This is a genomic window from Bacteroidia bacterium (genome assembly GCA_026932145.1).
Lineage (GTDB): Bacteria > Bacteroidota > Bacteroidia > J057 > JAIXKT01 > JAIXKT01.
In genome coordinates this window covers 35,419-61,727 of the sequence record JAIXKT010000054.1, presented here as the reverse complement: position 1 = coordinate 61,727, position 26,309 = coordinate 35,419, and the positions used below count along the sequence as shown (strand labels likewise).

General features: G+C 39.2%; 21 protein-coding genes. 17 read left to right on the top strand and 4 right to left on the bottom strand.

The features are described from left to right. From LC115_12115 to LC115_12105, 3 genes are all read right to left on the bottom strand, one after another. Positions 1 to 888, bottom strand: a complete 888-nt coding sequence (locus tag LC115_12115; GenBank protein MCZ2357409.1) for an NAD kinase — start codon at positions 886 to 888, stop codon at positions 1 to 3. After that, positions 885 to 2,174 (bottom strand): hypothetical protein, encoded by a 1,290-nt coding sequence (locus tag LC115_12110; protein MCZ2357408.1) that lies wholly within the window; start codon positions 2,172 to 2,174, stop codon positions 885 to 887. The genes LC115_12115 and LC115_12110 overlap by 4 nt, the downstream gene beginning before the upstream one ends. Before the next feature lie 120 nt (positions 2,175 to 2,294). Beyond that, positions 2,295 to 3,629 carry an aminotransferase class III-fold pyridoxal phosphate-dependent enzyme gene (locus tag LC115_12105; GenBank protein ID MCZ2357407.1) on the bottom strand — a complete coding sequence of 445 codons (1,335 nt, stop codon included), beginning with the start codon at positions 3,627 to 3,629 and terminating at the stop codon, positions 2,295 to 2,297. Between the two features lie 391 nt (positions 3,630 to 4,020). On the opposite strand from LC115_12105, the gene LC115_12100 reads away from it, so the two are divergent. The 16 genes from LC115_12100 to LC115_12025 all read left to right on the top strand — a co-directional run bounded on the left by LC115_12100 (position 4,021) and on the right by LC115_12025 (position 23,928). Beyond that, on the top strand, positions 4,021 to 4,584 hold the full coding sequence (locus tag LC115_12100; protein ID MCZ2357406.1) for a cytochrome b/b6 domain-containing protein: 564 nt from the start codon (positions 4,021 to 4,023) through the stop codon (positions 4,582 to 4,584). A 156-nt stretch (positions 4,585 to 4,740) separates the two neighbouring features. Continuing rightward, on the top strand, positions 4,741 to 6,846 hold the full coding sequence (locus LC115_12095; GenBank protein MCZ2357405.1) for an enoyl-CoA hydratase/isomerase family protein: 2,106 nt from the start codon (positions 4,741 to 4,743) through the stop codon (positions 6,844 to 6,846). 128 nt (positions 6,847 to 6,974) lie between these two features. Beyond that, positions 6,975 to 7,295 (top strand): YtxH domain-containing protein, encoded by a 321-nt coding sequence (locus LC115_12090; GenBank protein ID MCZ2357404.1) that lies wholly within the window; start codon positions 6,975 to 6,977, stop codon positions 7,293 to 7,295. Between the two features lie 33 nt (positions 7,296 to 7,328). Continuing rightward, positions 7,329 to 7,805 carry a DUF1573 domain-containing protein gene (locus LC115_12085; protein MCZ2357403.1) on the top strand — a complete coding sequence of 159 codons (477 nt, stop codon included), beginning with the start codon at positions 7,329 to 7,331 and terminating at the stop codon, positions 7,803 to 7,805. Positions 7,806 to 7,808: 3 nt separating this feature from the next. Then, positions 7,809 to 8,123 carry a preprotein translocase subunit YajC gene (yajC, locus tag LC115_12080; protein ID MCZ2357402.1) on the top strand — a complete coding sequence of 105 codons (315 nt, stop codon included), beginning with the start codon at positions 7,809 to 7,811 and terminating at the stop codon, positions 8,121 to 8,123. Positions 8,124 to 8,129: 6 nt separating this feature from the next. Next, positions 8,130 to 9,134: a hypothetical protein gene (locus LC115_12075; GenBank protein ID MCZ2357401.1), complete on the top strand. Its 1,005-nt coding sequence runs from the start codon at positions 8,130 to 8,132 to the stop codon at positions 9,132 to 9,134. A 132-nt stretch (positions 9,135 to 9,266) separates the two neighbouring features. Continuing rightward, complete coding sequence (locus tag LC115_12070) at positions 9,267 to 13,058, top strand: T9SS type A sorting domain-containing protein (protein MCZ2357400.1); 3,792 nt, start codon at positions 9,267 to 9,269, stop codon at positions 13,056 to 13,058. A 379-nt stretch (positions 13,059 to 13,437) separates the two neighbouring features. Continuing rightward, positions 13,438 to 15,321, top strand: coding sequence for an asparagine synthase (glutamine-hydrolyzing) (gene asnB / locus LC115_12065; protein ID MCZ2357399.1), 1,884 nt, complete (start codon positions 13,438 to 13,440; stop codon positions 15,319 to 15,321). Between the two features lie 62 nt (positions 15,322 to 15,383). Next, entirely contained in the window at positions 15,384 to 18,320 is a 2,937-nt protein-coding gene (locus LC115_12060) for an insulinase family protein (protein MCZ2357398.1), read from the top strand. Between the two features lie 3 nt (positions 18,321 to 18,323). Then, positions 18,324 to 18,548 carry a CDGSH iron-sulfur domain-containing protein gene (locus tag LC115_12055; protein ID MCZ2357397.1) on the top strand — a complete coding sequence of 75 codons (225 nt, stop codon included), beginning with the start codon at positions 18,324 to 18,326 and terminating at the stop codon, positions 18,546 to 18,548. A gap of 60 nt (positions 18,549 to 18,608) precedes the next feature. Next, the gene (locus tag LC115_12050) at positions 18,609 to 19,256 is read left to right on the top strand and encodes a 7-carboxy-7-deazaguanine synthase QueE (protein ID MCZ2357396.1); all 648 of its coding nucleotides are present in this window, start codon (positions 18,609 to 18,611) and stop codon (positions 19,254 to 19,256) included. A 282-nt stretch (positions 19,257 to 19,538) separates the two neighbouring features. Beyond that, on the top strand, positions 19,539 to 19,874 hold the full coding sequence (locus LC115_12045) for a PUR family DNA/RNA-binding protein (protein ID MCZ2357395.1): 336 nt from the start codon (positions 19,539 to 19,541) through the stop codon (positions 19,872 to 19,874). Between the two features lie 11 nt (positions 19,875 to 19,885). After that, positions 19,886 to 20,812 carry an agmatinase gene (gene speB / locus LC115_12040; protein MCZ2357394.1) on the top strand — a complete coding sequence of 309 codons (927 nt, stop codon included), beginning with the start codon at positions 19,886 to 19,888 and terminating at the stop codon, positions 20,810 to 20,812. Continuing rightward, on the top strand, positions 20,809 to 21,618 hold the full coding sequence (locus tag LC115_12035; protein MCZ2357393.1) for a YmdB family metallophosphoesterase: 810 nt from the start codon (positions 20,809 to 20,811) through the stop codon (positions 21,616 to 21,618). The genes speB and LC115_12035 overlap by 4 nt, the downstream gene beginning before the upstream one ends. Before the next feature lie 109 nt (positions 21,619 to 21,727). Further along, on the top strand, positions 21,728 to 22,981 hold the full coding sequence (locus LC115_12030; GenBank protein ID MCZ2357392.1) for a cystathionine gamma-synthase family protein: 1,254 nt from the start codon (positions 21,728 to 21,730) through the stop codon (positions 22,979 to 22,981). Between the two features lie 2 nt (positions 22,982 to 22,983). Then, entirely contained in the window at positions 22,984 to 23,928 is a 945-nt protein-coding gene (locus tag LC115_12025) for a hypothetical protein (protein MCZ2357391.1), read from the top strand. 88 nt (positions 23,929 to 24,016) lie between these two features. Here the strand turns inward: LC115_12025 and LC115_12020 are convergent, their stop codons facing one another. Next, positions 24,017 to 24,781 (bottom strand): IS5 family transposase, encoded by a 765-nt coding sequence (locus tag LC115_12020; protein MCZ2357390.1) that lies wholly within the window; start codon positions 24,779 to 24,781, stop codon positions 24,017 to 24,019. Positions 24,782 to 24,958: 177 nt separating this feature from the next. Between LC115_12020 and LC115_12015 the strand changes: the two genes are divergently transcribed. After that, positions 24,959 to 26,230: a T9SS type A sorting domain-containing protein gene (locus LC115_12015; GenBank protein ID MCZ2357389.1), complete on the top strand. Its 1,272-nt coding sequence runs from the start codon at positions 24,959 to 24,961 to the stop codon at positions 26,228 to 26,230. Positions 26,231 to 26,309: the final 79 nt, after the last annotated feature.

Sequence of the window (26,309 nt, the reverse complement as noted above, 5' to 3'; positions counted from 1 at the left end):
TTAATTTCTGGGGTCTAACCCCCAATTCAAACGGGAACGTAAAGTACTAAAGAAAGTACGGGAACCGGCTCTTACTAAATGTAATTTGTGAATTGATTTCCGTACAGCGAGCTCTATCTTTGCTGGAACAATTTCTGTACGGTTATCAATTGCTACCAAAGCATTTCCGGATCGGCTTTCTATCTGAAACGAAATAACACTGGAATCAGCTACAATAATCGGGCGTACTGTTAAAGAGTGCGGTGCAATTGGGGTTAAAACAAACGTCCCTGAATTGGGGCTTATTAATGGCCCCCCACAAGCAAGGTTGTAGGCCGTAGAACCCGTGGGCGTAGAAACAATCAAGCCATCACACCAATAGGAATTTAAAAATTCCCCATTTACAAAAGTGTGTACCACAATCATTTCATTAGAAATCGCCTTATGAATGGTGATTTCGTTTAGGCCAAAATTCCAATCTGCAAAAATTTCCGGATAAGATGAAAGTTCTATCAAAGAACGCTCATCTAATTTCCAAGCATTATTTAATAGTTCTACCGTAACTTCCTCAATAGCTTGCTGCTGAATAGGAGTTAAAAAACCTAATCTACCGGCATTTACGCCTACTACCGGAACTGTAAAATGCTTTAGAAACCGAACTGCATTTAAAAGCGTGCCGTCTCCGCCAATGCAATAAAAGAAATCAATGTCCTGAATATCAGAAATATCTCGAAAAATGTTTTGGATAATTCCCAGATGTTCTTTGAAAAATGGCTGCGAACGTAGTTCGGAAGCATACTCTTCATGAAGTACATAATCAATTTGTTGGGAATGCAGAAAGTACAAAAAATCTCCCAATATTGTAAAATTGGTGTTTTTGGTAGTCTTTCCGTAAATAGCAATTTTCATCGAATGGCTAATAAAAAATTTAGAACTATACTGGTTTCAGAAAAACGGTTTCGGCTTATTTCTACCCGAAAAAAAGTGTCGTAAAGAAACAAAAAATTAGCCCCAATTCCAACACCCGGCAGCAAACTATTATGTAGCCGAGAGGCCAATATCTGATGATAGCTGTAACCAACATCTCCAAAAGCCGATAGATAAAATGCCAACGGCCAATCCTGAAACTTTTTGGGTAATATCCTGAAATGAACCATCTTTCGCGGAATAATTCCGTATTTTAGCTCTGATTTAAAGCCCAATAATGCCTGCCCTTCTATTAAATATTGCTCATAACCTCGAATAAAATATTGCTTTTGCCCCCAAAAAAATCGTTCATAATATGGCATATTTGAGCCAATACAAGAATAAGCATAAGCTCCGGCAGCAATATTCCATCTATGTGTAATTGGATAATGCTTAGATAGTTGTGCTTCAATTTTTATATTACTGATAACTTTTGGCCAATAATTAGCCTGAATACTTCCCTGAACTTTGAAGCCGGTTAGCGGGAAAGTGCGCTGGTCGCGAGTGTCATGCCAATATTTAACAGTAATATACGGATAAATTGATGATTTATCTTGTAAAACAAATTCCGGTTTTACGGTCTTTAAGGTATCTGCAATAAAGTAACCATTAATTCCGACAACATAGGTAAAACTTTTTCTGGGATTAAAGCGTCTGGCTAAGGCAGCTTCTATATTGAATAACTTTAGTATTGGGAAATTATCTACTCTCAGGTAAGTTGGGTGGTCGTTTTTATCTGCAAATAGCACCTCATGTTGCTGATAAGCCTCTATTTCTAAACTTACGTCCCAAGGCTTTATTGACCAAAGATAGGGTTTATTAAACCGGATTAAGGCTCCGGTCGTGTAGCCTAATTTTGCAAAAGCCTCAATCGTTTCATTATGTCCGGCTACATTTTGCCAGAATAGGCCGGTAGTCAAAGTAGCCCTGTATAGGCTTGGTTGCGCAATTAAGTCATTCAAGGTTCGTTCTTGTAGCTCTACGTGCGCACGCGGCGTATAATACCAACGCTCCTGAAAATCAAATACTTGTATTAAAGTATCTGCAAATATGGAATCCTGTGCATTTACCCGCGTAAATAACCGTAGGTTATAAAGCGTTTGACGATTTAACTCTAAATCAGCCTGCCGGTTTTTCGTAGCTATCTTAGATCCAACTTTAAGAGGAAGTTCCCGCAATAAATACTTTTCATTGGTTTTATGAAGGCCGATAAAAACAACATTTCCCAAAAATAAAGAATCACTTTGAGCTAAAATATTAAAAAACAATAAATTAGCAATTACGAAAGTAATTATTTGATACAGAAACAAGACGAAATGAATGCTTAGAAAAAGAAAGAGAATCGTAGCTTATTCTTTGTAGTAAGAATCTGCTATTTCAAGGGCTTGTGAAATCATTTGAAGTCCTTCGGATGCTTGTTCTTGGGTAATCGTTAGCGGTGGAGCTATGAAAATGTAGTTCCAACGAACGAATGCATAGAGGCCAAGTTCTTTTAGTTTAGCGGCTATTTGGTTTATGGGTCCCATTTCTTCGGGCTTAGTATTGAAGGGCACAAGCGGCTGTTTGGTTTTTCGGTTGGTTACCAATTCTATGCAGCCCAAAAGGCCGGTATTCCTAAAGTCTCCAATAGAAAGATGTTTTTGGGATAGTTTTTCCATTTCTTGGTTGATAAACTGCTCTATGTTTCGGGTATTTTCGATGAGTTTATCAGATTCATAGATTTGTAAGACGGCCTCTGCTGCGGCTAAAGATACCGGGTGGGCAGCATAAGTCAGCCCAATCATCAATGGGTTTTCATCAAAGTGGTGTGCTATTGTATCCGATACCATAACGCCTCCAAGCGGTAAGTAGCCACAGGTTAAGCCTTTAGCAAAGCACATAATATCGGGAGAAACGCCGCTGCGGCTGATACCGAACCATTCACCGGTACGGCCGAAGCCGCTCATTATCTCATCACATATCAACAAAATATTGTATTTATCTGCGATTTTTCTCAACTGTTGCCAATAATCCAGTGGATATTTAATGCAACCTGATGACCCTGATTCGCCTTCCATGAGGATAGCGGCGATATTTTTAGGGCCTTCAAATTCGATAATTCGTTCTATATGTTGAACACATTCTCGGTGGCAGGAGTTGGGTTGCTGCCCCCAAGGACACCGGTAGCAATATGGGTCTTCTACGTGAATTACGCCGGGCATTTGTTGGCTATCTGCGGGCAGTTTGCGGGGGTCTCCGCCGGCAGTCATCGCACCGTAAGTAGCACCATGATATGCCCGATAACGAGCTATAATTTTGTGCTTTCCTGAATACATACGAGCAATTTTTATAGCATTTTCAATGGCTTCAGCACCGCCAAGGGTAAAAAAAGTCTTTGTCAGTCCCTTGGGAGCAATCTTAGCCAAAGCCTTTCCCACCCGACCACGCACCGCAGTAGCTATAGCCGGATTCAAATGGCTAAACATCTGCATCTGCTTCATAATAGCCTCCGAAACACGGCTATCACCATGCCCAATATTCATATTTACCAATTGGGAAGAAAAATCTAAATAGCGTTTCCCAGAAGGCTCATACAAATAAACTCCGTTAGCACGCTCTATCACCAAAGGCACTATCTTTTGTTTGCTCCAAGGAAATAATGTATAATTGAGGTTATCCTGAATGATTTGCTCTGTATCTTTCATATAATCAGCTAATTTAGTTAATATTTTTTAAAAAAGAGTGGCAAAGAAAAGGATAAACCTATTCACCAAATAGGTTATCCAACTCCTTGTTTGGGCGAAGTTACAAAACTTTTTTGCGTAGGCATGGATTCATATCCAAAACTTTTTGATTCAAATCATAAAAACATGGTTGTTAAATAGTTATATGATTTTTCTTTTGAGATTGTGGTGTTAAGAATGGATACAAGTTACTTTTACTTCAAGCATAAATATAAAGCTGCTCTTAGAGGCTTCAGAAAGCACAATACAGTTTCGTTATTGGAGTATATTTCCGCCTAAAGTGATTTTTAATATCTCTACCGAATGATAATATTGGTTAATTTTATGCACTAAAATTCAATATCTATTTTTAATGAGTTCAACTCAAAAATTCACGGCATTACACCGGCTATTGCATTGGCTTATCGCAATGGCAATGCCTATTCTCTTCATTACCGGATTTCTAAGAATGTACTGGATGAGCGGAAATTCAATTGTTGGTGCCATTCAAGACAATATTCCAAATGTAGAACTCAGTAGAGAACAGATGCGGAATATCGTAGGCAGCATTCGAGAACCTATGTGGGAATGGCATGAAATATTTGCTCACGTTGTGATATTTTCATTTATTGCTCGCATTATCTATATGTTTGTCAAAAAAATCCAATTTCCAAACCTATTTACCGCAAAGAGCATAAAAGAAAAGATGCAAGGATTTACGTATGTTTTTTTCTACTTATTTTTATTTCTTTCTGCCGTTACCGGAGTATGTATCGAAAAAGATTTTTTTTCTGAATGGGGAGAAACCATCGAAACAGTTCATAAATGGGGAATTTATTGGTTTCCCATTTTTATATTGCTGCATCTATCCGGGATTGTAATAGCAGAGTTTACAGATAAAAAAGGTATTGTATCCAAAATGATTGGTGGAGATTAACTTTTACTTAAAAGCAGGCTACTATTTTCGATCTATTATTGCTTCTCAATTATAGCACACACACTTAGAATATTGCTTTTATCGTTTTAAATAATCTTAGTAATTTCAAGTAGAAAAAATGCTTAACTTCGCGCAAATTTCATTAAGTTTTCTTTTATGTTGCAGTACGAAGTTGATAATGACGGGGTTGCGATTATTCGCTTAGACCAAACAAACAAAGCTACAAATGTTATTAACGAGGCTACTATGGTTGCTCTTGGGGAAACCCTTGAGCGAGCTATTACTGATAATCAGGTAAAAGGAATCATTATTACTTCTGCTAAAAAAGATTTTTTGGTAGGTGCAGATTTAGATATGCTGCTTCCGCTTACTCAGGCATCAGAGATTATGGAGATGACGGGCAAGTTAAATGGGTTGTTTCGGCGGTTAGAGACCTGCGGAAAGCCTGTTGTAGCGGCCATCAACGGAACGGCTTTGGGCGGCGGCTTAGAATTATGCTTAGCCTGCCACCACCGCATAGCCTTAGACAAGCCGGATATTCAGTTAGGCTTGCCGGAAATCATGCTGGGATTACTTCCCGGAGCCGGTGGCACCCAACGCCTACCACGCCTGATTGGCATCCAAAATGCTCTTTCACTTATTTTAGAAGGCAAAAAACTACGCCCCAGCCAAGCATTAGCGCAAGGCATTATCCATAAATTAGCCCAAACTCCTGAAGAACTACTTTCGTCCGCTAAAGAATATATTCTGCAAGGCGGAACTTCCACCCAACCTTGGGACCAGCCTAAGTTTAAAGTTCCCGGGGGCGACATTTTAACCCCCAACGGAGTTATGGTAATGACTGCCGCATCTGCCTTGATGCGCAAAAAGACTTACGGTAATTATCCCGCTGCCCAACATATTTTATCTTGTGTCTATGAGGGGCTACAGCTTCCTATTGACCGCGCATTAGTCGTTGAATCACGATACTTTACAGCCTGCTGCTTAAGTAAAGAATCTAAACACATGATTCAGACACTTTTTTTTGCACTCAGCAACGCCAATAAAGGAGCCGCCAGACCGGTAAATGTACCGGAAACAAATATCCAGAAAGTAGGTGTATTCGGTGCCGGAATGATGGGAGCTGGTATCGCTTACGTATCCGCTATCGCCGGACTCCAAGTAGTGCTAAAAGACGTTAGTAAAGAAAATGCCGAAAAAGGAAAAGCCTATTCAGCTCGTATATTAGGCGAAAAACTACAAAAAAAACATATTTCTTCGGCAGAACATGACAGCATTCTAAACAGAATATTCGCCACCGAAAACTCCAATGACTTAGCCGGATGCGACCTGATAATAGAAGCCGTTTTTGAAGATAGAGGACTAAAAGCCCGAGTTACCCAAGAAGCAGAATCTGTAAATAAACCAACCTTAGTATTTGCTTCAAACACATCTACTTTACCCATTTCCGGTTTAGCAGAATCTTCTACAAGACCAGAAAACTTTATTGGATTACATTTCTTCTCTCCTGTTGAAAAAATGCCCCTTGTAGAAATCATTATGGGGGAAAAGACATCGGATTACGCCTTAGCTTTATCTATTGATTACATCAAAAAAATCAAGAAAACGCCTATCGTAGTCAATGACGGTCGGGGTTTTTTCACTTCACGGGTATTTGCAACCTATGTAAAAGAGGGTATCGAGATGCTGGCGGAAGGTATTCCACCTGCTGTGATTGAAAATATCGGAAAAGCGTGCGGTATGCCAGTAGGACCGTTAGCCCTCGCTGACGAAGTTAGCTTAGATTTACTGCATCATATTGTAAAACAAACCGAAAAAGACTTAGGTATTAAAATCGAAGATGCAGCGGCAAAAGTCGGAGAGCTATTTGTAGAAGTTTTAAAGCGCCCCGGAAAAAAATCCGGAAAAGGATTTTATGAATATCCCGAAAACGGAAAAAAACATCTCTGGAAAGGTCTTGCCGAGCATTATCCGCAGAAATCTGAGTATCCCGATGCTGAAATTCTAAAAAAACGATTTTTGCACGTTCAAGCCTTAGATGCAGCCCGCTGTTTAGCCGAAAATGTACTTACTAATACTACCGACGGCGATGTCGGCTCAATTATGGGCTGGGGATTCGCACCCTTCACCGGCGGCGTAATGTCTTATATCAACTTTGTTGGTGCCGAAAAGTTTATCCAAGAATGTAACCAACTCGCACTGCAATATGGCAAACGTTTTGAAGTACCGGAAATTGTACACCAAAAGTTTACTGCAAACTAAGAATCAAAATATTGATTATTAGGTAATTACGTAACACTATCTAACTAAGAGTTAGTGTGTAAAAACAATCCATTCAAATTCAGAAAAATATAATTTTGTACACGGCAAATATGTAATTTTGCATCGTTATGAGTAATCGTGCATTTTGGAGTTTTTTAGGCGGTTTAGTTACAGGTTTGGCTATCGGAATGTTATATGCACCAGATTCCGGCAAAAATACCCGCGACAAACTCAAACTTAAATTAGAAGCATACTGGACTGAACTTAAAGAAATGGTAAAGAAAAAGCAAGAAGACCTCTTGAATGACAATCCTTTAGACAGTACATTAGCCTCCTCTACCAGAATAGGTAAAAATGAAACCTCAATTCCCCCCACCGAAGATTACACCCGAGCAGAAGAACTACTGCGCGAAGTCGAAACCTTATTGGGAGATATGAAAAAAAGCTAAATTACAATTTTAAGACAACATAAAACATAATATATGAACATAAAATACCGAAACCTGCTATTTGGGCTACTAACCGTAGGCTTACTGTATTCTTGTAAGCAAGAAACCACTAAGACAGAACAATCAAATTCTGCTACACAAACAACTGCTACACAAGAAAATAAAGACGCAGAAAAAGAAAATTTACCAACAACTACCTACATAGTAGATTCCGAAACCCACGACTTTGGGAAAATTACCGAGGGCGAAAAAGTATCCCATACATTTAAGATTAAAAATACAGGACAAAATCCATTGGTTATCAATGATGTAAAGCCATCTTGCGGCTGCACAACTCCTAATTGGACAAAAGACCCGATTCCTCCCGGAAATGAAGGAAAAATTGAGGTTGAATTTGACTCGCAAGGAAAATCCGGCAACCAATCCAAAACGGTTACAGTTACCGCAAACGCAGATCCCAAAATTAAAATATTAAAATTTACAGGCGAAGTAGTATCCGCTAAAAAGTAACCTATGCAATTTCTGTGGATTTTATTACAGACCCACGTGCCCGGGTCGTCTTGGTATTCCCAACTTATTTTGATGGGAGGAATCATTTTAGTATTCTACTTCTTTATGATTCGCCCCCAACTTCAAAAACAAAAAAAGGAAAAGCAATTTCGCGAGAGCTTGAAAAAAGGTGATAAAATAATTACGGTGGGAGGGCTTCACGCCCGCATTGTGCAAATAGACACCAATTCTGTGCTCTTAGAAGTTAGCGATAATATAAAACTACGATACGAACGCTCTGCTATCCTGCGCTTAGCAGACACCTCTCAGGAGTCTTAAAATCAGATGCTTAGAAGCCGTGTATTTTGGCTGCGAGTATTCATAGCAATTTCACTGTCTTCCTTTCTATGGTTACTCGTAACGCTTGCCAGAACCTATGAAGTAACAATAGAATATCCGGTTACCTTTACCAATATTCCGCAAAAGTCTATCTTTAATCAAAAATTACCCACAACAGTTCATGTATCTGTAATTGGAACAGGGCAGCAACTTCTGCTGCCTTCCCTGCGAAGTGTTCAAGATACATTACAACTACATATTGATAATGAGGCTGTTGCAAAAGGGAATATCTCTTTACATACATATATCCCAACAATCAAAAAGAATTTGAACTATGCTCAGGCAGTTACCAGAATAAAGCCGGATACCATCTATTTAGATTTAACAGAGCCTCTTTCAAAACGCTTAGCCGTCATCCCGGATATAACCCTAAAACTGAAAGAGGATTATTTACTCATAAAAAAAATAGACCTTAACCCAGATTCTCTCTGGTTTATTGGTTCTGAACACGGACTTTCGCAGATAAATCTCTGGAAAACCCAAAAGGTTGAAATAGACCTAAGAAACTACCAAGAAACCCCCGCTAATCAAAGCATTGACCCATTTGAACTTTCTTTTGATGATTTACAGGATATAGAAGTTGTTAAGCCTATTCGGAAAAAAGTTCCCTTAGAAAAACAGCATGGGATTTTCTGTAATACAGATGACGTAGAAGCTGTTATCTACATAGATAAATTCACTCAGGCAGAATGCTGGACAGACATTGAAATAGTTAATGTTCCGGCAAATAGACAGGTTCGGCTTATCCCAAATCGGGTATTGATTAAATTCCAAGTACCCTTTAATCAATATGAAAAAATTAATTCTAAAAATTTCCGACTGCAAATTGACTATGCAGATTTACATGAATTAGGCAAACAAATAGTCCCCATCTTGGAAGCTAAACCCGAATTTGTAAATCACTATTGGCTTGAACCAAAGTCTGTTAAGTATGTAATCCGAAATCTATAGCTACTCTTTAGCACACTACGGCATACTGTAATCCACAAAAAGCAAAAAAAGGCTTTTTTTACTTTTTACTAAATAAAATTTTATCTGATAAAGTTTTATTTAGTACTTTTGCGTATAGTAATTCATTGGGTTATGAAACAAATTTACAAACTATTTTTGATTACACTTGCTTGCCAGTTCTTATTTCGTATTGGTTTAGGGCAAGTTACAGTTGCCGTTCAAGATTTTGAAACAATACCGGCAACTCCTACATGGAACATCACAGCAGGAGGTGGGAATATCGGTACAGCCGCTGGCGGCGGCGACACCCCCGCTACCCAACGCATACGAGGCGGCGCTCGCTCTTGGCAGGTAAACAACGGCACAGCAACCTTAGACTTAGATACCTTTAATGTATCCAGCTATTCTAATATAGCTGTGTATGTTAGAATTTCCAGTACCTCTACAACTACTGGAAATGGTGCTGATGCTGGAGACTATCTACGTGTATTTGCAGCCCTTGACAATGCTGCCTTCCTAACAAACACACAAGCTAACGCCGATATTGCCGTCAATGGAGACAATAATGCCCGCTGGAGCTATAATAATGCCGAAAATGCAACTACTACCGCCGGCACAAACTTAGTGGTTGCAGGAACATCCGGCACAAACGCAGGAACCATCTACTCTACCCTCAAGATTAACATCCCTAACGGAACCAATAACGTAAAACTACGCATCATTGCACTCAATAATGCAACACAAGAAGTCTGGAACGTTGATGATATTACCATAGTTGCCGGCTGCAACAGTGCTCCTACCACACAAGCTACTAACATTAGTTTTTCAAGTGTAACAACCACATCTATGACTGTTGGCTGGACATCCGGTAACGGCAATCGCCGGATATTAGTAGGCCGTCAAGGAGGCCCAGTTTCTTGGACACCCACTAACGGAACACCGCCTTCCGGCGTAAACGCAAACTTCACCTCCGCTACTGACCAAGGCTCCGGAAACAAAATACTCTACAGCGGAACCGGTAACTCCATTAATATCACCAATTTAACAGCTAATACTTTTTATTACTTCCGCGTATATGAATTTTGTGATGCTACCAATCAATACCTAACTTCTGCCGGAACTAATAATGATGGGAACCAAAATCAACAAACGAACTGTAATGCAGAACCGACAACCCAAGCCAGCAGTATTTCCTTTGGGACAACAGGCCCTACCAGTATGGTCATTAACTGGACAAATGGCAACGGACGAAAAAGAATTGTGGTTTTGCGTGCCAGTGCCAGCGTTTCCTGGACTCCCACAGATGGATCTGCACCCACCGGCGTTAACTCTGTATTCTCATCAGCTACAGATAAAGGCAGCGGAAATAAAATCGTTTACAACGGAACTGGAAATACAGTAACCGTTACCGGCTTAACTGCCAACACCACATATTACGTGCAGGTATTCGAGTTCTGCGACGGAAATAATGACTATTTAATTACTTCCGTACCTACCAATAACGGCACTCAATCTAACACTACTTCCAACGCAGGTGCTCCAACTATACTTTATATGGGAGATTTAGCCTTAGTCGCTTTGGATGCTAACTATACTTATAATTTAGATAATACCTGTGATAAAATTAGTTTTGTAAACTTTGTGGAACTAAATCCCGGAACCGAGATTTTGTTTACCGACAATGGTTATGAGCGTGGTGCGGCAGCTAATGTTCAAACACGCCGGCATGGCGGCGGAGAAGGTGTCGTAAAACTAACATGGAACGGCTCCAGCCCACTCGCAAAAGGCACAGTTACTGAATGGAAACCCTGCGAATCAAATACCCCTACCCCTGATTGGACTTATACTGATATTAAAAATGGAACCACTTTTGATTTGGCTAACGCAGGAGATGAACTATTTATAATGCAAGGTACATGGAATACTTCAAGAGATTCCTTAGAAGGACGTTATATTTTTGCTGGCTCTACTTGGGACGACTGGCTGCCGGTTTCTAGTGCTGTTCCAGACAGAGCCTCCGGCACAGGTCAATCGAGATTACCAGAGGGTTTGGAATGTCTTAATCTTCAGGTAAATTTTATTGGTGGTGGAGAAGGACGCTATAAAGCTACCGAAACTTATACAGGCACACAAATGGCTCTGTTAGGTTATGTAGTAAATGACAATACTCGGTGGGATGCCGGCGCTGGCAAATACTCTAAACCAGCGGACTTTACCGTTACCGGACTTGGAGGCGTTATTGGTAATTGGAACGGTGGCACAGATACCCGCTGGTTTAATGGCTGTAATTGGGACGTGTACCGTGTGCCGGATTCTACCGTAAATGTTACGTTCTCCGTATCTAATGTTGTTAATGCAAACAGTATCGTACTTTTACCTAACGAAACTGCTAAATGTAACGACCTTACCATTTCCGGCGGCAACGGCATCAACTCAACCAGAAGAATTGTCGGAAAAAGTAGTGCAAATAGAGTTCTTTCAATATACGGAGACCTCACTTTTAACGGCCAAAATGCCCTTGATTTTGATGACGGAAACAATGGAACATCAGACGGAACTATAAAATTGAAAGGAAATTGGGTAAACCAAGGATCAGAAACAGACTTTATTGAAGGAAATAGTACCATAGTATTTGACGGATATTCTACACAAACCATTTCAGTAGCAACCGGCGATAATGAGTATTTCTATAACTTGGTTTTTAATAACAATGCTGGCTTCTCCCTATCCGACTCTATCTCTGTATCAGGCACGTTGGCACTAACTCGCGGAGTTGTTAATACTAACGGAAAAACCGTCTCCGTAACTAACCCTTCAGAAACTTCAATTACAGACGGAAATTCAGTTGTTTCCTACGCATCTTCTTCTTCATGGGTAAATGGTAACTTAAATCGTTCAATATCCAATACCGGCGTTTTCTATATGTATCCGGTTGGTAGTGCTTCAAAATATCAGTTAGCAGGTATTAAAATCAACAGTCATACGGGTTTATCTCGGATAAATATGTTCTTTACAAGCGGTTCACCCGGTGCTGCGACCTTAGCTTCTCCTTTTGCCGAAGGCGGAGCATACTTCACGAAGCTACTACAAGACGGGAAATGGACAACCTCAGCTAACGCCGGAGTTTCAAGCATAAATTATAATTTAGAACTTTTTCCCAGTTTTGATTGGGGAAACTCTTGTGGAAGCGGCCTTCCTTGTGCTGCCTATACCATCGTAAAAAGACCAAACGACTCCAGCCCATGGGATAATGGAACGTCCGCACCTTCATTTACCGGTGGTTATGCCGGTTCAGGACGCAATAACGTATCCGGTGGAATCCTCAGAACAGGCTATACCTCCTTTTCAGAAGAAGGAATCGCCGGCAGCGAAGACTCTCCTTTCCCTATTGAATTATTGAGTTTCAATGGTTTATACATAGGAAATCATACTGCATCTCTATCTTGGCAAACGACTCCTCAATCTACGGCAAAAATATTTTATATCGAAAAAGCCACAGATGCTACTAATTTTGTGATGATTGGTTACGTTGCTTCCAATGCCTCAAATTCTTATAATTTTAAAGACTTCAATATGCTTGATAGCCGCGTTTTCTACCGCCTTCGGATGATAGACAATGACGGAAGTTTTACTCTAAGCCCAGTAGTTGAACTCACTCAATCTTCCTTAGAAGAAACAGCTTATATTTTCCCCAATCCAAGTAAACCTGGAGCCTCCTTAAATTTGTTTGTGCGAGTTGCACAGAGCCAGACTGCTAATGTCGAAATCTATAATACATTAGGTCAAATTGTTGATAATCAGGATATAAACATTAAAAGCGGTTCTGGAAACTATGTACTGCATACAGACTTATCCGGCGGAATTTATTGTGTTAAAATATCCGGAAAAGGTTTTGAAACAACTCAACGAATCGTTGTAGAATAAGTTTCTCTTACTACATTAAAAAGGCCGCAGCATCTGCGGCTTTTTTAATGTAATTTCCCCATAGTTAAAAAAGAAAAAATAATATAACTATCTGATTATAATAATGATAACTATTTAATAGTTGCTGATTTCTCTACGTAATCCGTTTGTTTTGAAGCAAAGTAAAAAGAAAATTCGCTGCTAAAAAGTTGTAACATACTCAAATTAGGTACTTTTGCAGTAAATAAAGCAGATAAAATAGCTGTGATTATAGAACAAATAAAGAAATCAAGGTCTCTTATAGATGCGAAAATAAGTATTAAACTTTTGGGCAAAATATCCCCTTTTGCATTAGGTGGTTTAGTTATAGATACCAAATTTTACGCATAATTTCTTTTGTATGTGTGGGATTTTAGGATGGATAGACTACGGCAAATCGGTTTCCGATAGTTTATTTAACCAAGCATTAAATCATTTAGCGAAACGAGGCCCTGATTATCAGGCTATTTATCGCCACCAAAGAACGTGTTTAGGCCATGCCAGACTTTCTATTATTGACCTAAGTGCTGCCGCTAATCAACCTATTTTTGACAAAACCGGCCGTTATGCAATCATTTTTAACGGAGAAATATTTAATTATCAGGAACTTAGACACAAATTAACACAATTCAGTATCCAGCTTCAAACCAATTCGGATACTGAAATTTTGCTTTACCTATTTATCCAATACGGAGAAAGTTGTTTGTCTTTTCTAAATGGTTTTTTTGCTTTTGCCATTTATGACCACCAAACTCAAGACTTATTTATTGCCCGAGATCGGTTTGGGATTAAGCCACTAAAATATTTTCAAGACGAAAGTTATTTTGCTTTTTCTTCCGAAATGAAGGCACTATTAGCACTTCCCCTGCCGCGTTTGTTAAATATAGATGCTGTCAATTTATACTTTCAATACAGCTATCTGCCTCCGGGGGTTTCTATGCTACAAGGATTTAAACAGCTACTACCCGGAGAATGTTTATGGATACGTAACGGACAGGTACAGGTGAATCGCTGGTATGAGCTACCACGCCCTTCACTATCTAACTCAAAAGAAACCATTTCTTATCAAGAGGCGCAGCATAAACTGCTAAATCTTTTGGAAGATGCGGTTCAAAAACGGTTAATTGCGGATGTTCCGGTTGGCGTATTTTTAAGCGGTGGAATAGATTCTTCGATAGTAACGGCTCTCGCCGCAAGGAATCAAAAAAAACTATCTACGTTTTCTATCAGTTTTGATAATCCATTATACGATGAGCGGAAATACGCACTGGCAGTTGCCAAAAAATATCAAACAGAACACACCCTCTTTGAGGTTCAAACCGAAGATTTATTTTCCTGCGTTTCAGATGTTTTAGATTATCTGGATGAACCTTTTGCGGATTCATCTGCGCTGAATTTTTTTATTTTAGCCCGCCAAACACGGCAAAAGGTAGTTGCAGCATTATCCGGAGATGGTGCTGATGAAGTCTTTGCCGGCTATACAAAACACGTAGGACTTTTAAAGGCGGGGCAAAATTCATTGGTAAACAATATATTACGATTTTCACAGCCAATTCTAAGAAAATTACCGGCTAACCGAAATTCTTCTTTGGGAAGAATTTTATACCAAATAACCAAATACGCAGAAGGACTTCCGCTACCGGCAGCAGAACGTTATTTAGCTTGGTGCCGTATAGCTGCTCAACAAGAAGTAACCCAAATTCTTCAACCTAAATTCCAATCCCTAAATTCTAACGCAGCAATATTAAAAACTAAAATAACTGATAATCAGGACTTCAATGATATTTTAGCCGCAGATGTTCAGTTGGTTTTAGCCGGTGATATGCTGGTAAAAGCAGACTTAATGTCTATGGCAAATTCGTTAGAAGTGCGTGTGCCTTTTTTGGATTATCGAGTAGTAGAATTTGCTTTTTCGCTTCCGGCTAACTATAAGATTCAGGGCACTCAACGAAAGCGGATTTTGCAAGATACTTTTCGAGATTTATTACCTCCGGAATTATACAACCGCCCCAAACAAGGCTTTGAAGTTCCGCTAAGAGATTGGTTCTTAGGGCCATATCGCACAACTATTGAGAAAAATATCTTAAACAAAAATATAATTGAATCCCAAGGTATTTTTCAATATCCGGCAATAATGCGCCTTTGGAATAATATTTTACTCGGTAAAAACACCAAAGAGGACTGTACCTTGTGGGCATTTATCGTATTCCAACATTGGTATCATCGGTATATCAGCCAACCCTAATCCCAAAAAAATCGAAAGTATCCTAAGTAACAAATACTTTCGTTATGTAACTTCGCAGAATTATGCGAAAATTAACTTTATGGTTATTTGTCTGGTTTTTAGGAACCAGTTCTTGGACAGCTTTTACCCAGATACGGGACTGGTCCATTGATAATGACGGAAAACGAAAGTTCCGCTATATGCACGGCGACCCTACCAACACTCGTTGGTATGAGCTTGATAACCAGCTTACTGTATTTATTTCGGTTAATAAAGCCGAGCCTCGTGTAGAAACGGCCATAGCCGTTCGCGCAGGCTCTAAGCATGACCCAGAAACCAATACCGGCTTAGCCCATTATCTTGAACACATGTTATTTAAAGGTACGGATAAATTCGGAACAAGAAATTATACCGAAGAAAAAAAATACCTTGACGAAATCGAAAACCTCTACGAAAAATATAACCACACCACAGACCCAGAAAAACGAAAACAAATTTACCACCAAATCGACTCTATATCCAACATAGCCGCAAAAGTTGCCATCCCTAACGAATACGACAAAATGGTATCTGCCATAGGAGCTACCGGAACCAATGCCTACACCTCCTTTGAACAAACGGTTTATGTAAACAATATTCCCACAAACGAAATGGAACGTTGGCTAAAAATTGAAGGTGAACGCTTCCGAGCACCTGTACTCAGGTTGTTTCATACCGAATTAGAAGCCGTTTATGAAGAAAAAAATATCTCATTAGATAATGATAACCGGAGAGTGAATGAAGTAATGCTCGCAAACTTATTCAAAAACCACCATTACGGTACCCAAACAACTATCGGTACAGTAGAACACCTCAAAAATCCGTCATTATCCAAGATTAAAGAATACTTCCAAAAATACTATGTTCCCAATAACATGGCTATCATTATTTCCGGAGATGTTGACCCTGCAGCTACGATGGATTTAATCGAAAAGAATTTTGGCTGGATGACCCCTAAACCAATTGAACCCTACAAATTCAAGCCGGAAGATCCTATTACCAGCCCTATTGTTAAAACCGTTTCCGGCCCTGATGCAGAATCAGTATTATTAGGTTTTCGCCTACCCGGCATCGGAAAAGATGATTATTACGGCCTAACGTTTATTGATGCATTACTATCCAACTCTACTGCCGGCCTCATTGACCTCAACTTGGTTCAACAACAAAAAGTGCTTTCCGCAGCCTCCTTTATTTGGGATTTACAAGATTATTCCATCCATTTTTTACAAGGAAAACCCAGAAAAGGCCAAGATTTAGCCGAAGTATCTAAACTATTATTAGACCAACTCGAAAAAATCAAACAAGGCCAATTTGAAGAGCGACTAATGAAAGCCGTTTTGAAAAATATGATGATTGAGCGCACACGCTCTTTCTTAGAAAATAAAGGCCGGATATACGCCTTAGTAGATGCCTACACCTCCGGCAGAGGCTGGGAAAACTATTTAGCTACCTATGATTATATGCAACGCTATAACAAAGATAAAATCATGGAAATAGCGAAAAAATATTACGGACAAAACTATGTGATGGTGATTAAAAAGAATGGCCCTAAAGACGAAATTGTAAAAGTTCCCAAACCCGAAATCACACCACTTCCCGTAAACCGTGAAGAACAATCCAGATTTACCGCAGAAATATTTGAAAAAACACCCGCTGCTATAAAGCCGGAGTTCATAAACTATAAAACAGACATTGTAACCGATAAAACCCAAAAAGGAATCCCTATATTATACAAGAAAAATGACGAAAATAATCTGTTCAACCTATATTATATCTTCGATTTAGGCAAAAACCACGACAAAAAGTTGGCCTTTGCTATCAAATATTTGGAATATTTAGGTAGCGGAACAATGTCTGCCGAGCAGTTTAAAATGAAAATGTATGAGTTAGCTTGTGATTTTGGTGTATCCAGCACTGATGACCAAAGTTACGTTTACCTTCGCGGGCCGGAAGATTCTTTTGAAGAAGCCCTAAAACTATTTGAAGGTCTCTTAGCTAACCCCAAACCAGATGAAGCAGCACTCAAAAACTTAGTAGAAGGCGAACTAAAACGCCGAACCGACCTAAAACTCAATAAAGGAGCTATTCTGCAACAAGCTATGATGAATTATGCTGCCTATGGCTCCAAAAGCCCATTTACAGACATCTTAAAAGCCGAAGAATTAAAAACACTTACCGCCGCCGAATTAATTACCAAAATCAAGCAACTAACTACCTTTCAGCATCGTATCCTTTACTTTGGGCAAAATTCCGTAGAAAAAGTACGGGATTATATGAATAAATACCACCAAACCCCTGCAACCTTAACACCTCTCCCCAAAGCAACTACCTATGTGCGCCAAGATATGACCAACCCAAGTGTTATATTTGTTAACTACGAAATGGTTCAGGCAGAATTATTATGGGTTTACAAAAGCAAAGACTACACCCCCGAATTAGTGCCCACCGTTTCAATGTATAATGAATATTTCGGAAGCGGAATGTCATCAGTAGTATTCCAAACCATCAGAGAAGCCAAAGCCCTTGCCTACTCAACTCGGTCTGTGTTTAGAATACCCACCAAAAAAGAAGACCCATTCTACAACATTGCCTATGTAGGTACACAAGCAGATAAAATGAATGATGCCTTCAACGCTATGGAAGAACTTCTAAACGGAATGCCTCTCGTTGAAAAAAATTACCAAATCGCCAAAGCCTCTCTCAAAAACCAATTAGAAACAAATAGAATTATCAGAGAAGATGTTCTGCTCAACTTTGAAAACGCTAAAAAACTCGGCCTTGACTACGATATTCGTGAAAAAATCTATGCTGCCTTAGACGGTATGAGACTAAACGATATTCATAAATTCCAAGAAGAGTATGTTTCTAAAAAACCTTACACACTCTTGGTACTTGGGTCGAAAGATCGTGTTGATATGAAAAAATTGAACCAATACGGGAAAGTAACCGTTTTAACCTTAGAAGAAGTCTTTGGTTATTAAAAAATGGCAAAAACAATTATTAAAATAACCCCAAACGGATCTATCCGAGTAGAGGGGGACTTTACCTTAGTTGATGGTGAGGGCAAAGAATTTGGCTTAGCCGGTAGAACATCAGTTTATCTGTGCCGATGCGGGTTGTCTAAAATAAAACCTTTTTGTGATGGCAGCCACAAGGGTCATTTTTTCGATGCAGGTACAGCTTTCGACTTAGCACCCCCAAAATCTTGACCTCTTTTTCTCGCCTTAAAGCCTGCTACCTCTTGGTAGTAGGCTTTTTTTCAATATTTTATGAATAGTTTTAATGGAGCTTTATCACTCATTCCAGATGAGTATTTGCAACCTACCTATCCTGTAATGGAAACTTTTTACAGCCTGCAAGGAGAAGGATATTGGAGCGGCAGTGCTGCTTTTTTTATCCGATTAGCCGGCTGTGATATCCAATGCTTTTGGTGTGATGTACAAGAATCATGGGAACAAAATACCTACCCAAGCCGAACAGTCAAACAAATATTACAAGAAATACTTGAAAATAAAGCAGATAGAGTCGTTATTACCGGAGGTGAGCCAACCCTCCACAACCTTACTCCACTAACAAAAGCCTTACAAACAGCTAACCTTAAAGTACACTTAGAAACCGCCGGAAACCATGAAATCACCGGTTTTTTTGACTGGGTTTGCCTTTCTCCCAAGAAGTTTTGTCCCGTTTTAGCCCAAAACTATCCACTTGCTAATGAACTAAAAATAATCGTTCGGAATCAACATGACCTCGAATGGGCAGCCAACCAAGCTGAATATTGCACACCTAAAACCCTCAAATATCTACAGCCTGAATGGACTAATTTTGAAAAGGCAATCCACTGGATTATTCCCTATATCCAACAAAACACCGGCTGGAAACTCAGTTTACAAATACATAAATACCTAAATATCAGATGATTTTATATTGTACTTCCTTCTAATTCACATTGAATTTTTGGTTATGGCCCGAAAAATACGATGAAATTCTTAGTAATAAGGAGTAATTTTACGATTAAAGAAAGCCATAGTTCCTTGATTGACAACAATACATCAACGAGAAACCATAACCTTCATACTTTCTGAACTATAATCCCCCAAAAACAGCAAAAAGTATTAGCAGATCTTGTTGATATTATTTTTTGTATTGAAAATAAATTAGTTAGAAAAAACAGATAGTTTTATCTGGTTGGAGGTTTACCTTTGCATATTATTTTTGAGTTTGGAGGTTTAGTGGATACTTATCGCGATCAGTCTGAGGTATATTCTTTAAAAATCAAAGCCGGTAAAAGGACATATTTGTTTGATGTTCGTTCAACAAAAGGTCAGGATTATTACATAACGATTACAGAACGCCACCGGAATAGTCAAGGAGACGGCTTTGAAAAACAAAAGATTTTTTTGTATAAAGAAGACTTCAATAAGTTTGTACATACACTCAATCAGGTAGTTTCGTATGTAAAAGAAGAACTCCTGCCGGATTACGATTTTGAAGAATACGACAGACTTCGCCGTTCAGGAGAAGATGAATATGATTAATATTTTTGCCTATGAAAGTTTGGGGAATCAAAAAAAACTTTTTAGCTATTGAGCCAGAATACTCTGATATTGACCGTTCTACAGTAGCAATTCAATCTTTTCCGTATGAGCATACGTCCTCTTATCACAAAGGTTCTGCCCGTGGGCCGGAGGCTATTATCAGCGCATCTCGGTTTGTGGAACTTTATGACGAAGAGTTAGACTGGGAGTTATACCGCGAAGTCGGAATCTGCACCTTAGCTCCCTACAATTTTCGGGGAAAAAAAGATACCGAAGCTATGCAGTTCATCACCCAAAAAACGATTGAACTGCTCAAAAAAAATAAGTTTATCGTTTCGTTAGGTGCGGAGCATACTGTAACCTACGGAATTGTGCGGGCATTTCAGCAGCATTTGTATCCCAATTTTTCCATTCTGCAAATAGATGCTCATTCAGATTTACGGGCATCTTACCAAGACAACCCTTGGAGCCATGCCTCCGTTATGGCTCGATGCCGAGAATTAGACCTACCGATTACACAGGTAGGCATCAGAGCACAATGTATTGAAGAAAGTATTATTTGCAAAGAAGACCCGGACGTTCACACTTTTTATGCACACCAAATTGATGAAGATGAAAAATGGGTCAAGAAAGTATTAAAAACCTTACAACCATGTGTTTATATTACCATTGATGCAGATGGTTTTGACCCGTCAGTAATTCCTTCTGTGGGTACTCCTGAGCCTAACGGTCTTAACTGGAAACAAGTACTCCGCTTGCTTAAAAAAGTAGCCAAAGAAAAACAAATTATCGGTTTTGATGTCGTAGAAGTATTGCCACGTGCCGAAGACACCATCTCAGAATACACCTTAGCTAAGCTGATTTACAGACTGTTAGGCTATATCTACAAAAACAAAACAGATTTTTCCGTAAGCTCATCTGATTCGTCTTCTGTATGATACTTTCTACACTGCTAATTGGAGATATTGTAACCCAAGGAGGAGTAGAGTTAGTTTGCCGGTTATTGCCGGGTATTCGCCAAAAGTTTAAGCTAAACTTTATTGTTGCTAACGGCGAAAATATGCATGAAGGCAAAGGATTTAACGAGCCGCAAGTAAAGCTATTATTAAATGCTGGCGTTGATGTAGTTACCGGCGGAGACCATTCTTTTGATAAGCATCTTATATTTCCTTTTATGGCAAAAGAGCCGCGTTTATTACGTCCCTATAACTATCCGCCGGGAGTTCCAGGTAGAGGATATGGAATTTATCCAATAGAGAATAGTTCCTATTCAGCAGCCGTAATCAATATGCGTGGCCAAGCTTTCTTTACCAGCCCAATACAATGTCCATTCAGAACCATTGACCAGTTATTGCCGGAAATTGTCCCTAAGACACCCATAATCATCATTGATTTTCATGCGGAGGCTACGGCTGAAAAGTACGCCTTTGCATGGCACTTACACGATCGGGTGAGCGTAATTGTAGGCACTCATACACACGTGCCTACGGCAGATGCCCAAATATTTCCGGGTGGAATGGGATACATCACAGACTTAGGCTTTACCGGCCCGCATCACTCCGCAATAGGAATGGACATAGAAACATCCATTAACCGAAACCTATTGCAGATTCCCCAAAAATACAAACCCGCCGAAGAAGGCCTCCGGCTAAACGCCTGCCTATTCAAAATTCAAGCACAAACCGGAAAATGTGTTTATGTAGAGCAAATATCATTTCCAGAATACGAACGAAATAAAACCTAAAATACGGATAGAAAATAAATTAAAGCCTGAAAATTTTCTCATAATAGATGTATTTTTTTCTGGTAAGCAAAAAAATTCTTATCATTGTATTAAATTTCATGCGAATCCCATGAGCCGAAAATTAAATCCGGAAAGTTTGATGATGTCTTATGGATACAAACCGGAACTATCCGAAGGATCTATAAAGTGCCCGATATTTCAAACTTCAACCTTTGTTTTTAAAAGTGCAGAAGAAGGTAAGTCTTTTTTTGAAGTAGCATACGGTCTTCGCCAGCCAAATGCAGGAGAAGAATTAGGCTTGATTTACAGCCGAATTAACAACCCTGATTTAGAGATTTTAGAAAACCGACTAACACTCTGGGACGAAGCGGAAGACTGTGCTGTCTTTGAAAGCGGAATGTCTGCTATCACCACAGTATTATTGGAGTTTTTAGCTCCCGGCGACCTATTACTCACCAGCAACCCACTTTATGGAGGAAGCGACCACTTCATCAAAAAAATACTCCCCAAATTTGGTATCCAAGTAATATCATTCACCGTTGGACAATGCAAAGAAGAGGTCATCGAAATTGTGAATCAAAGCGGTAATGCCGCAAAACTTGCCCTGATTTATGTAGAGACTCCCGCAAACCCAACAAACGACCTTATTGATATTCAATGCAGTAAAGAAATAGCACGCCATTTTTCCACACCGGAAAAAGAAGTATATCTCGCCGTAGATAATACCTATATGGGGCCTCTATGGCAGCACCCTCTCAAACACGGTGCTGATTTGGTTCTTTATTCTGCCACAAAATATATCGGGGGGCATAGTGATGTTATCGCCGGAGCTTGCTTAGGCTCAAAAAAATTAATCAAAAGAGTGAAAGGTCTCCGAACCTTTTTGGGAAATATGGCAAGCCCAAATACCGGCTGGCTACTCCTGCGTAGCCTCGAAACACTTAAAGCCAGAATGGATATTCATGCAGCAAACGCAAATCATGTAGCGAATTTCCTGAGTAATCACCCAAAAATCGAAAAAGTGTATTTCTTAGGAAATATTACCCAAAAAGATACAGAACAATTTACTATCAAACAAAAGCAGTGCCTTTCCAATGGCGGTATGATTTCTTTTGATATTATTGGAGGCGAAAAAGAGGCTTTTCAATTCTTAAATTCCCTGAAGCTCATCAAATTAGCCGTTAGCCTCGGCAGTACAGAGAGTTTGGCAGAGCACCCCGCCACAATGACCCATGCAGATGTTGATGCCGCACTAAAAAAACAACTTTCTATTTCCGAAAAAATGATACGTCTTTCTGTTGGAATAGAAAACTACGAAGATATTATCTACGACATATCTCAAGCATTAGATTCAATTTCGTAATTGTGCCCCAAAATAGCTGGATTCTTGCAGATCCATTTTCTGATTGGCTTCCCCAAAAATTAGCGGATATTGGTATTTCGTTATGGGATTTTTCTTCAAAATCACCGGCATTCATCGAAGAAAAACTCACAGATGCCGAAGGCTTAATTTTAAGCAGTAAAATAAAACTAAGTGCTTCATTATTAGAGAAAAGTAAATCTCTGCGATATATTATTCGTGGAGGGTCTGGTTTAGAAAATATAGATGTTTCTGCTGCTAAGAAACAAAATATCCGTGTAATTTCTCTGCCGCAAGGAAACCGCGATGCCGTTGCCGAACACGCCGCAGGGATGTTACTTATGCTACTCAATAATTTACAACGTTCTGATAGTGAGGTTCGTAACTTTTTATGGAATCGAGAGCAAAACAGAGGATCTGAATTGTGGAATAAAACCGTAGGTATCATCGGCTTTGGAAATACCGGCAGTGCTTTTGCAAACCGGCTAACAGGCTTTGGGTGCCGCATTATTGCTTACGACAAATATAAAACCGGAATAGACAACCCTTGGGTTGAACAAGTGAGCTTAGAAACCTTGCAGCAACATACTGACATCCTAAGTTTTCACGTTCCACTAACATCAGAAACTTATCATTTGGGAAATAATTCATTTTGGGATAAGTTTGCCAAGAAAATATGGGTGATTAATCTATCTCGCGGTGCCGTAATTGACACAGCCGCTTTATTGCAAAACTTAAAAGCCAATAAAATAGCGGGAGCAGCATTAGATGTTTTGGAAGATGAACCATTAACCAACCTAACGGAACAAAAACAAACTCTTTATCAACAGCTTTTTACGCAAAACGTGGTACTCAGCCCGCATATTGGCGGATGGTCTTTTGAATCAAAAGAACGTATATCAAAGCTGATTATTGCAGAAGTAGCGCAGCTATATGCTAAACTGCTGTAAAAGTTGATATGTAACTCTGGTCTTTTCTGTACCCCAAAAATAAAAAAATCTGTATTTTTATCTAAAAAATTAAGAGGTTGTTTAAAATTTATTTTTTTATTCTGTTAAGCATAATTCTAATCATAGCTAAGTGCACAAAGCTTGTACTGCATTCGGGGTGGAATTCATAGTCATTAACCAATCTTCGTTGAAAACCAAGCCATCCAAAAGTTCGTTCAACTATCCATCTCTTGGGTAAGACATTAAATCCACTAATTCCTGCCACTTTTTTTACAATTTCCAAAGTGTAATTCAAACTTTTTAAAATCCATTCAGCTAAGTTACCGGTATAACCTTGATCTGCCAATATTTTTGTCAATCTAGGGTACTTATATCTTAATTCTTCAAGAACATATTTAGCTCCTTCTCTGTCCTGAATATCAGCGTTATGAATCACAATAGCTATAATAAATCCGAATGTGTCAGTAATAATATGTCTTTTTCTTCCTTTAATTTTCTTGTTTCCGTCATAACCGTTTGATAACGAGAAAGAACAAGTTTTAACAGTTTGACTATCAATTAATCCAAGACTTGGTGAAACATGTTTTCCTTTTTCCTTTCTTAACTTATCACGCAAAAAATCATGTATTTCTTCAATAAGCCCTTCTGCTGTCCATTTTCTGAAATAATAATAAACGAGTTGCCACTTAGGGAAATCTTTAGGCAGCAATCTCCATTGAACACCAGTTTTGGTGATGTACAATAATGCGTCTACAATACATCTTAAAGGATGCTTTCTTTTCCTGTTATCATTTACTATTTTTTCAATAGCTTCGTACTGAATATCAGTTAGGTTGGTTGGGTAGGCTTTCATACTTGCTTAATTATCTGATTAATAATCAGCAATATACAAATAAATATGTATTTAACCATGTGATATTAAATAATTTAACAATTTTTACACCATTTTTAAACAACCTCTAAGTTTAACACTAAAATTTAGGCGTAACTTTGGGACAATACCGGCGGCAAAAGTCCATAGGTTAATTGTATGATAAAAAGATCTATATTTCTGATTATAGGCGCGTTATGTATCTTTCGCGTAGCTGCTCAATCACCGTATTGCACAAGTAACACACGTTTTACCGAATTACCGTTTTTTAGTGCAACAGACATTATTTCAGACACCGGTGTAGTTTACGGGTCAGCTCTAAGCTATCAAGGAAACACCCAAATCTTAAAGTTAAATATATTTTACCCGAATTTAGCCCTTGATACTTTTTCAAAACGACCGCTCATCGTTTTATTACATGGTGGCGGCTTCATAAATGGAACTTTAAAAGGACTTAATAACGAGTGTATTGAATTTGCGAAGCGCGGCTTTGTCGCTGCTACCGTAGAATACCGGCTGGGTTGGAACTACGGAACATCTGGCTGCGGCGGAGATCCCGCTTCTCAACGCTTAGCCGTATATCGAGGAATACAAGACGAGCACGCTGCCATCCGATATTTAGTAGCTAATGCCAACACTTACAAAATTGACACCGCATGGATATTTGCCGGCGGTAATAGCGCGGGCTCTTTTGCCTCTGTTAATTTGGCCTTTGTGAGCCAACAAGCTATGAACATCGCTTATCCAGACTTACAGCAAACATTAGGAGACATAAATGCATCCGGAAACTCTTTGACGAATACTTTTTCCCTAAAAGGTCTTTATCACAACTGGGGCAGTATTTTAGATATAAATGCAATCAACAGCAACAACGCTATACCGTTAGTGGGCTTTGCCGGCGACCAAGATAATATTTCACCCATTGATTCAGGATATTGGAGAGGCTGTACCAACTATACCTTGACTTGGGGATCAAGAGCTATCTACAATAAACTCACCTCTTTTGGAGTATGTGCCGACCTAAGTGTGCAATTAGGCAGCGGACACGGCGTTTGGAAAGATACCCCTGCACAAGACTTATTCAGAATTCAACGGGCTACCTGCTTTTTTAAAAGTTTATTTTGTAATACCTGCGCTACAAGTTATCTTACTGATAGCATCCCTGCAAACTGCTCTATGAATACCACCAGCATTGAATCTGGATATTCCACCCAAACAACTAAAATTTTTCCAAACCCATTTTCAAACAAAATCATATATCAAAATTCTGGTGCAAAACAAGTTTCATTCAAATTATTGAATAGCCTTGGGAGTATTGTTTGGAAAGGAAATCATATTGAACAGCAGGACTTCTCGGCACTGCCTTCAGGTATTTATTTCTTAGAAATCGAAGACTCAAATCATAAGCAAGTCGTTAAGTTAGCCAAATAGAATTAAAACAGAACTACCTCGGAATATACCGGATAGACCGCTGCTTGATATTAATTTCTTGTATTTTTGGCTGCTTAAT

Bases quoted from the DNA above. Each gene is read 5' to 3' on its own strand.
- LC115_12115 (MCZ2357409.1), bottom strand. From the start codon at position 888: ATGAAAATTGCTATTTACGGAAAGACTACCAAAAACACCAATTTTACA.
- LC115_12105 (MCZ2357407.1), bottom strand. From the start codon at position 3,629: ATGAAAGATACAGAGCAAATCATTCAGGATAACCTCAATTATACATTA.
- LC115_12100 (MCZ2357406.1), top strand. From the start codon at position 4,021: ATGAGTTCAACTCAAAAATTCACGGCATTACACCGGCTATTGCATTGG.
- LC115_12095 (MCZ2357405.1), top strand. From the start codon at position 4,741: ATGTTGCAGTACGAAGTTGATAATGACGGGGTTGCGATTATTCGCTTA.
- LC115_12090 (MCZ2357404.1), top strand. From the start codon at position 6,975: ATGAGTAATCGTGCATTTTGGAGTTTTTTAGGCGGTTTAGTTACAGGT.
- LC115_12085 (MCZ2357403.1), top strand. From the start codon at position 7,329: ATGAACATAAAATACCGAAACCTGCTATTTGGGCTACTAACCGTAGGC.
- yajC (MCZ2357402.1), top strand. From the start codon at position 7,809: ATGCAATTTCTGTGGATTTTATTACAGACCCACGTGCCCGGGTCGTCT.
- LC115_12075 (MCZ2357401.1), top strand. From the start codon at position 8,130: ATGCTTAGAAGCCGTGTATTTTGGCTGCGAGTATTCATAGCAATTTCA.
- LC115_12070 (MCZ2357400.1), top strand. From the start codon at position 9,267: ATGAAACAAATTTACAAACTATTTTTGATTACACTTGCTTGCCAGTTC.
- asnB (MCZ2357399.1), top strand. From the start codon at position 13,438: ATGTGTGGGATTTTAGGATGGATAGACTACGGCAAATCGGTTTCCGAT.
- LC115_12060 (MCZ2357398.1), top strand. From the start codon at position 15,384: ATGCGAAAATTAACTTTATGGTTATTTGTCTGGTTTTTAGGAACCAGT.
- LC115_12055 (MCZ2357397.1), top strand. From the start codon at position 18,324: ATGGCAAAAACAATTATTAAAATAACCCCAAACGGATCTATCCGAGTA.
- LC115_12050 (MCZ2357396.1), top strand. From the start codon at position 18,609: ATGAATAGTTTTAATGGAGCTTTATCACTCATTCCAGATGAGTATTTG.
- speB (MCZ2357394.1), top strand. From the start codon at position 19,886: ATGAAAGTTTGGGGAATCAAAAAAAACTTTTTAGCTATTGAGCCAGAA.
- LC115_12035 (MCZ2357393.1), top strand. From the start codon at position 20,809: ATGATACTTTCTACACTGCTAATTGGAGATATTGTAACCCAAGGAGGA.
- LC115_12030 (MCZ2357392.1), top strand. From the start codon at position 21,728: ATGAGCCGAAAATTAAATCCGGAAAGTTTGATGATGTCTTATGGATAC.
- LC115_12020 (MCZ2357390.1), bottom strand. From the start codon at position 24,781: ATGAAAGCCTACCCAACCAACCTAACTGATATTCAGTACGAAGCTATT.
- LC115_12015 (MCZ2357389.1), top strand. From the start codon at position 24,959: ATGATAAAAAGATCTATATTTCTGATTATAGGCGCGTTATGTATCTTT.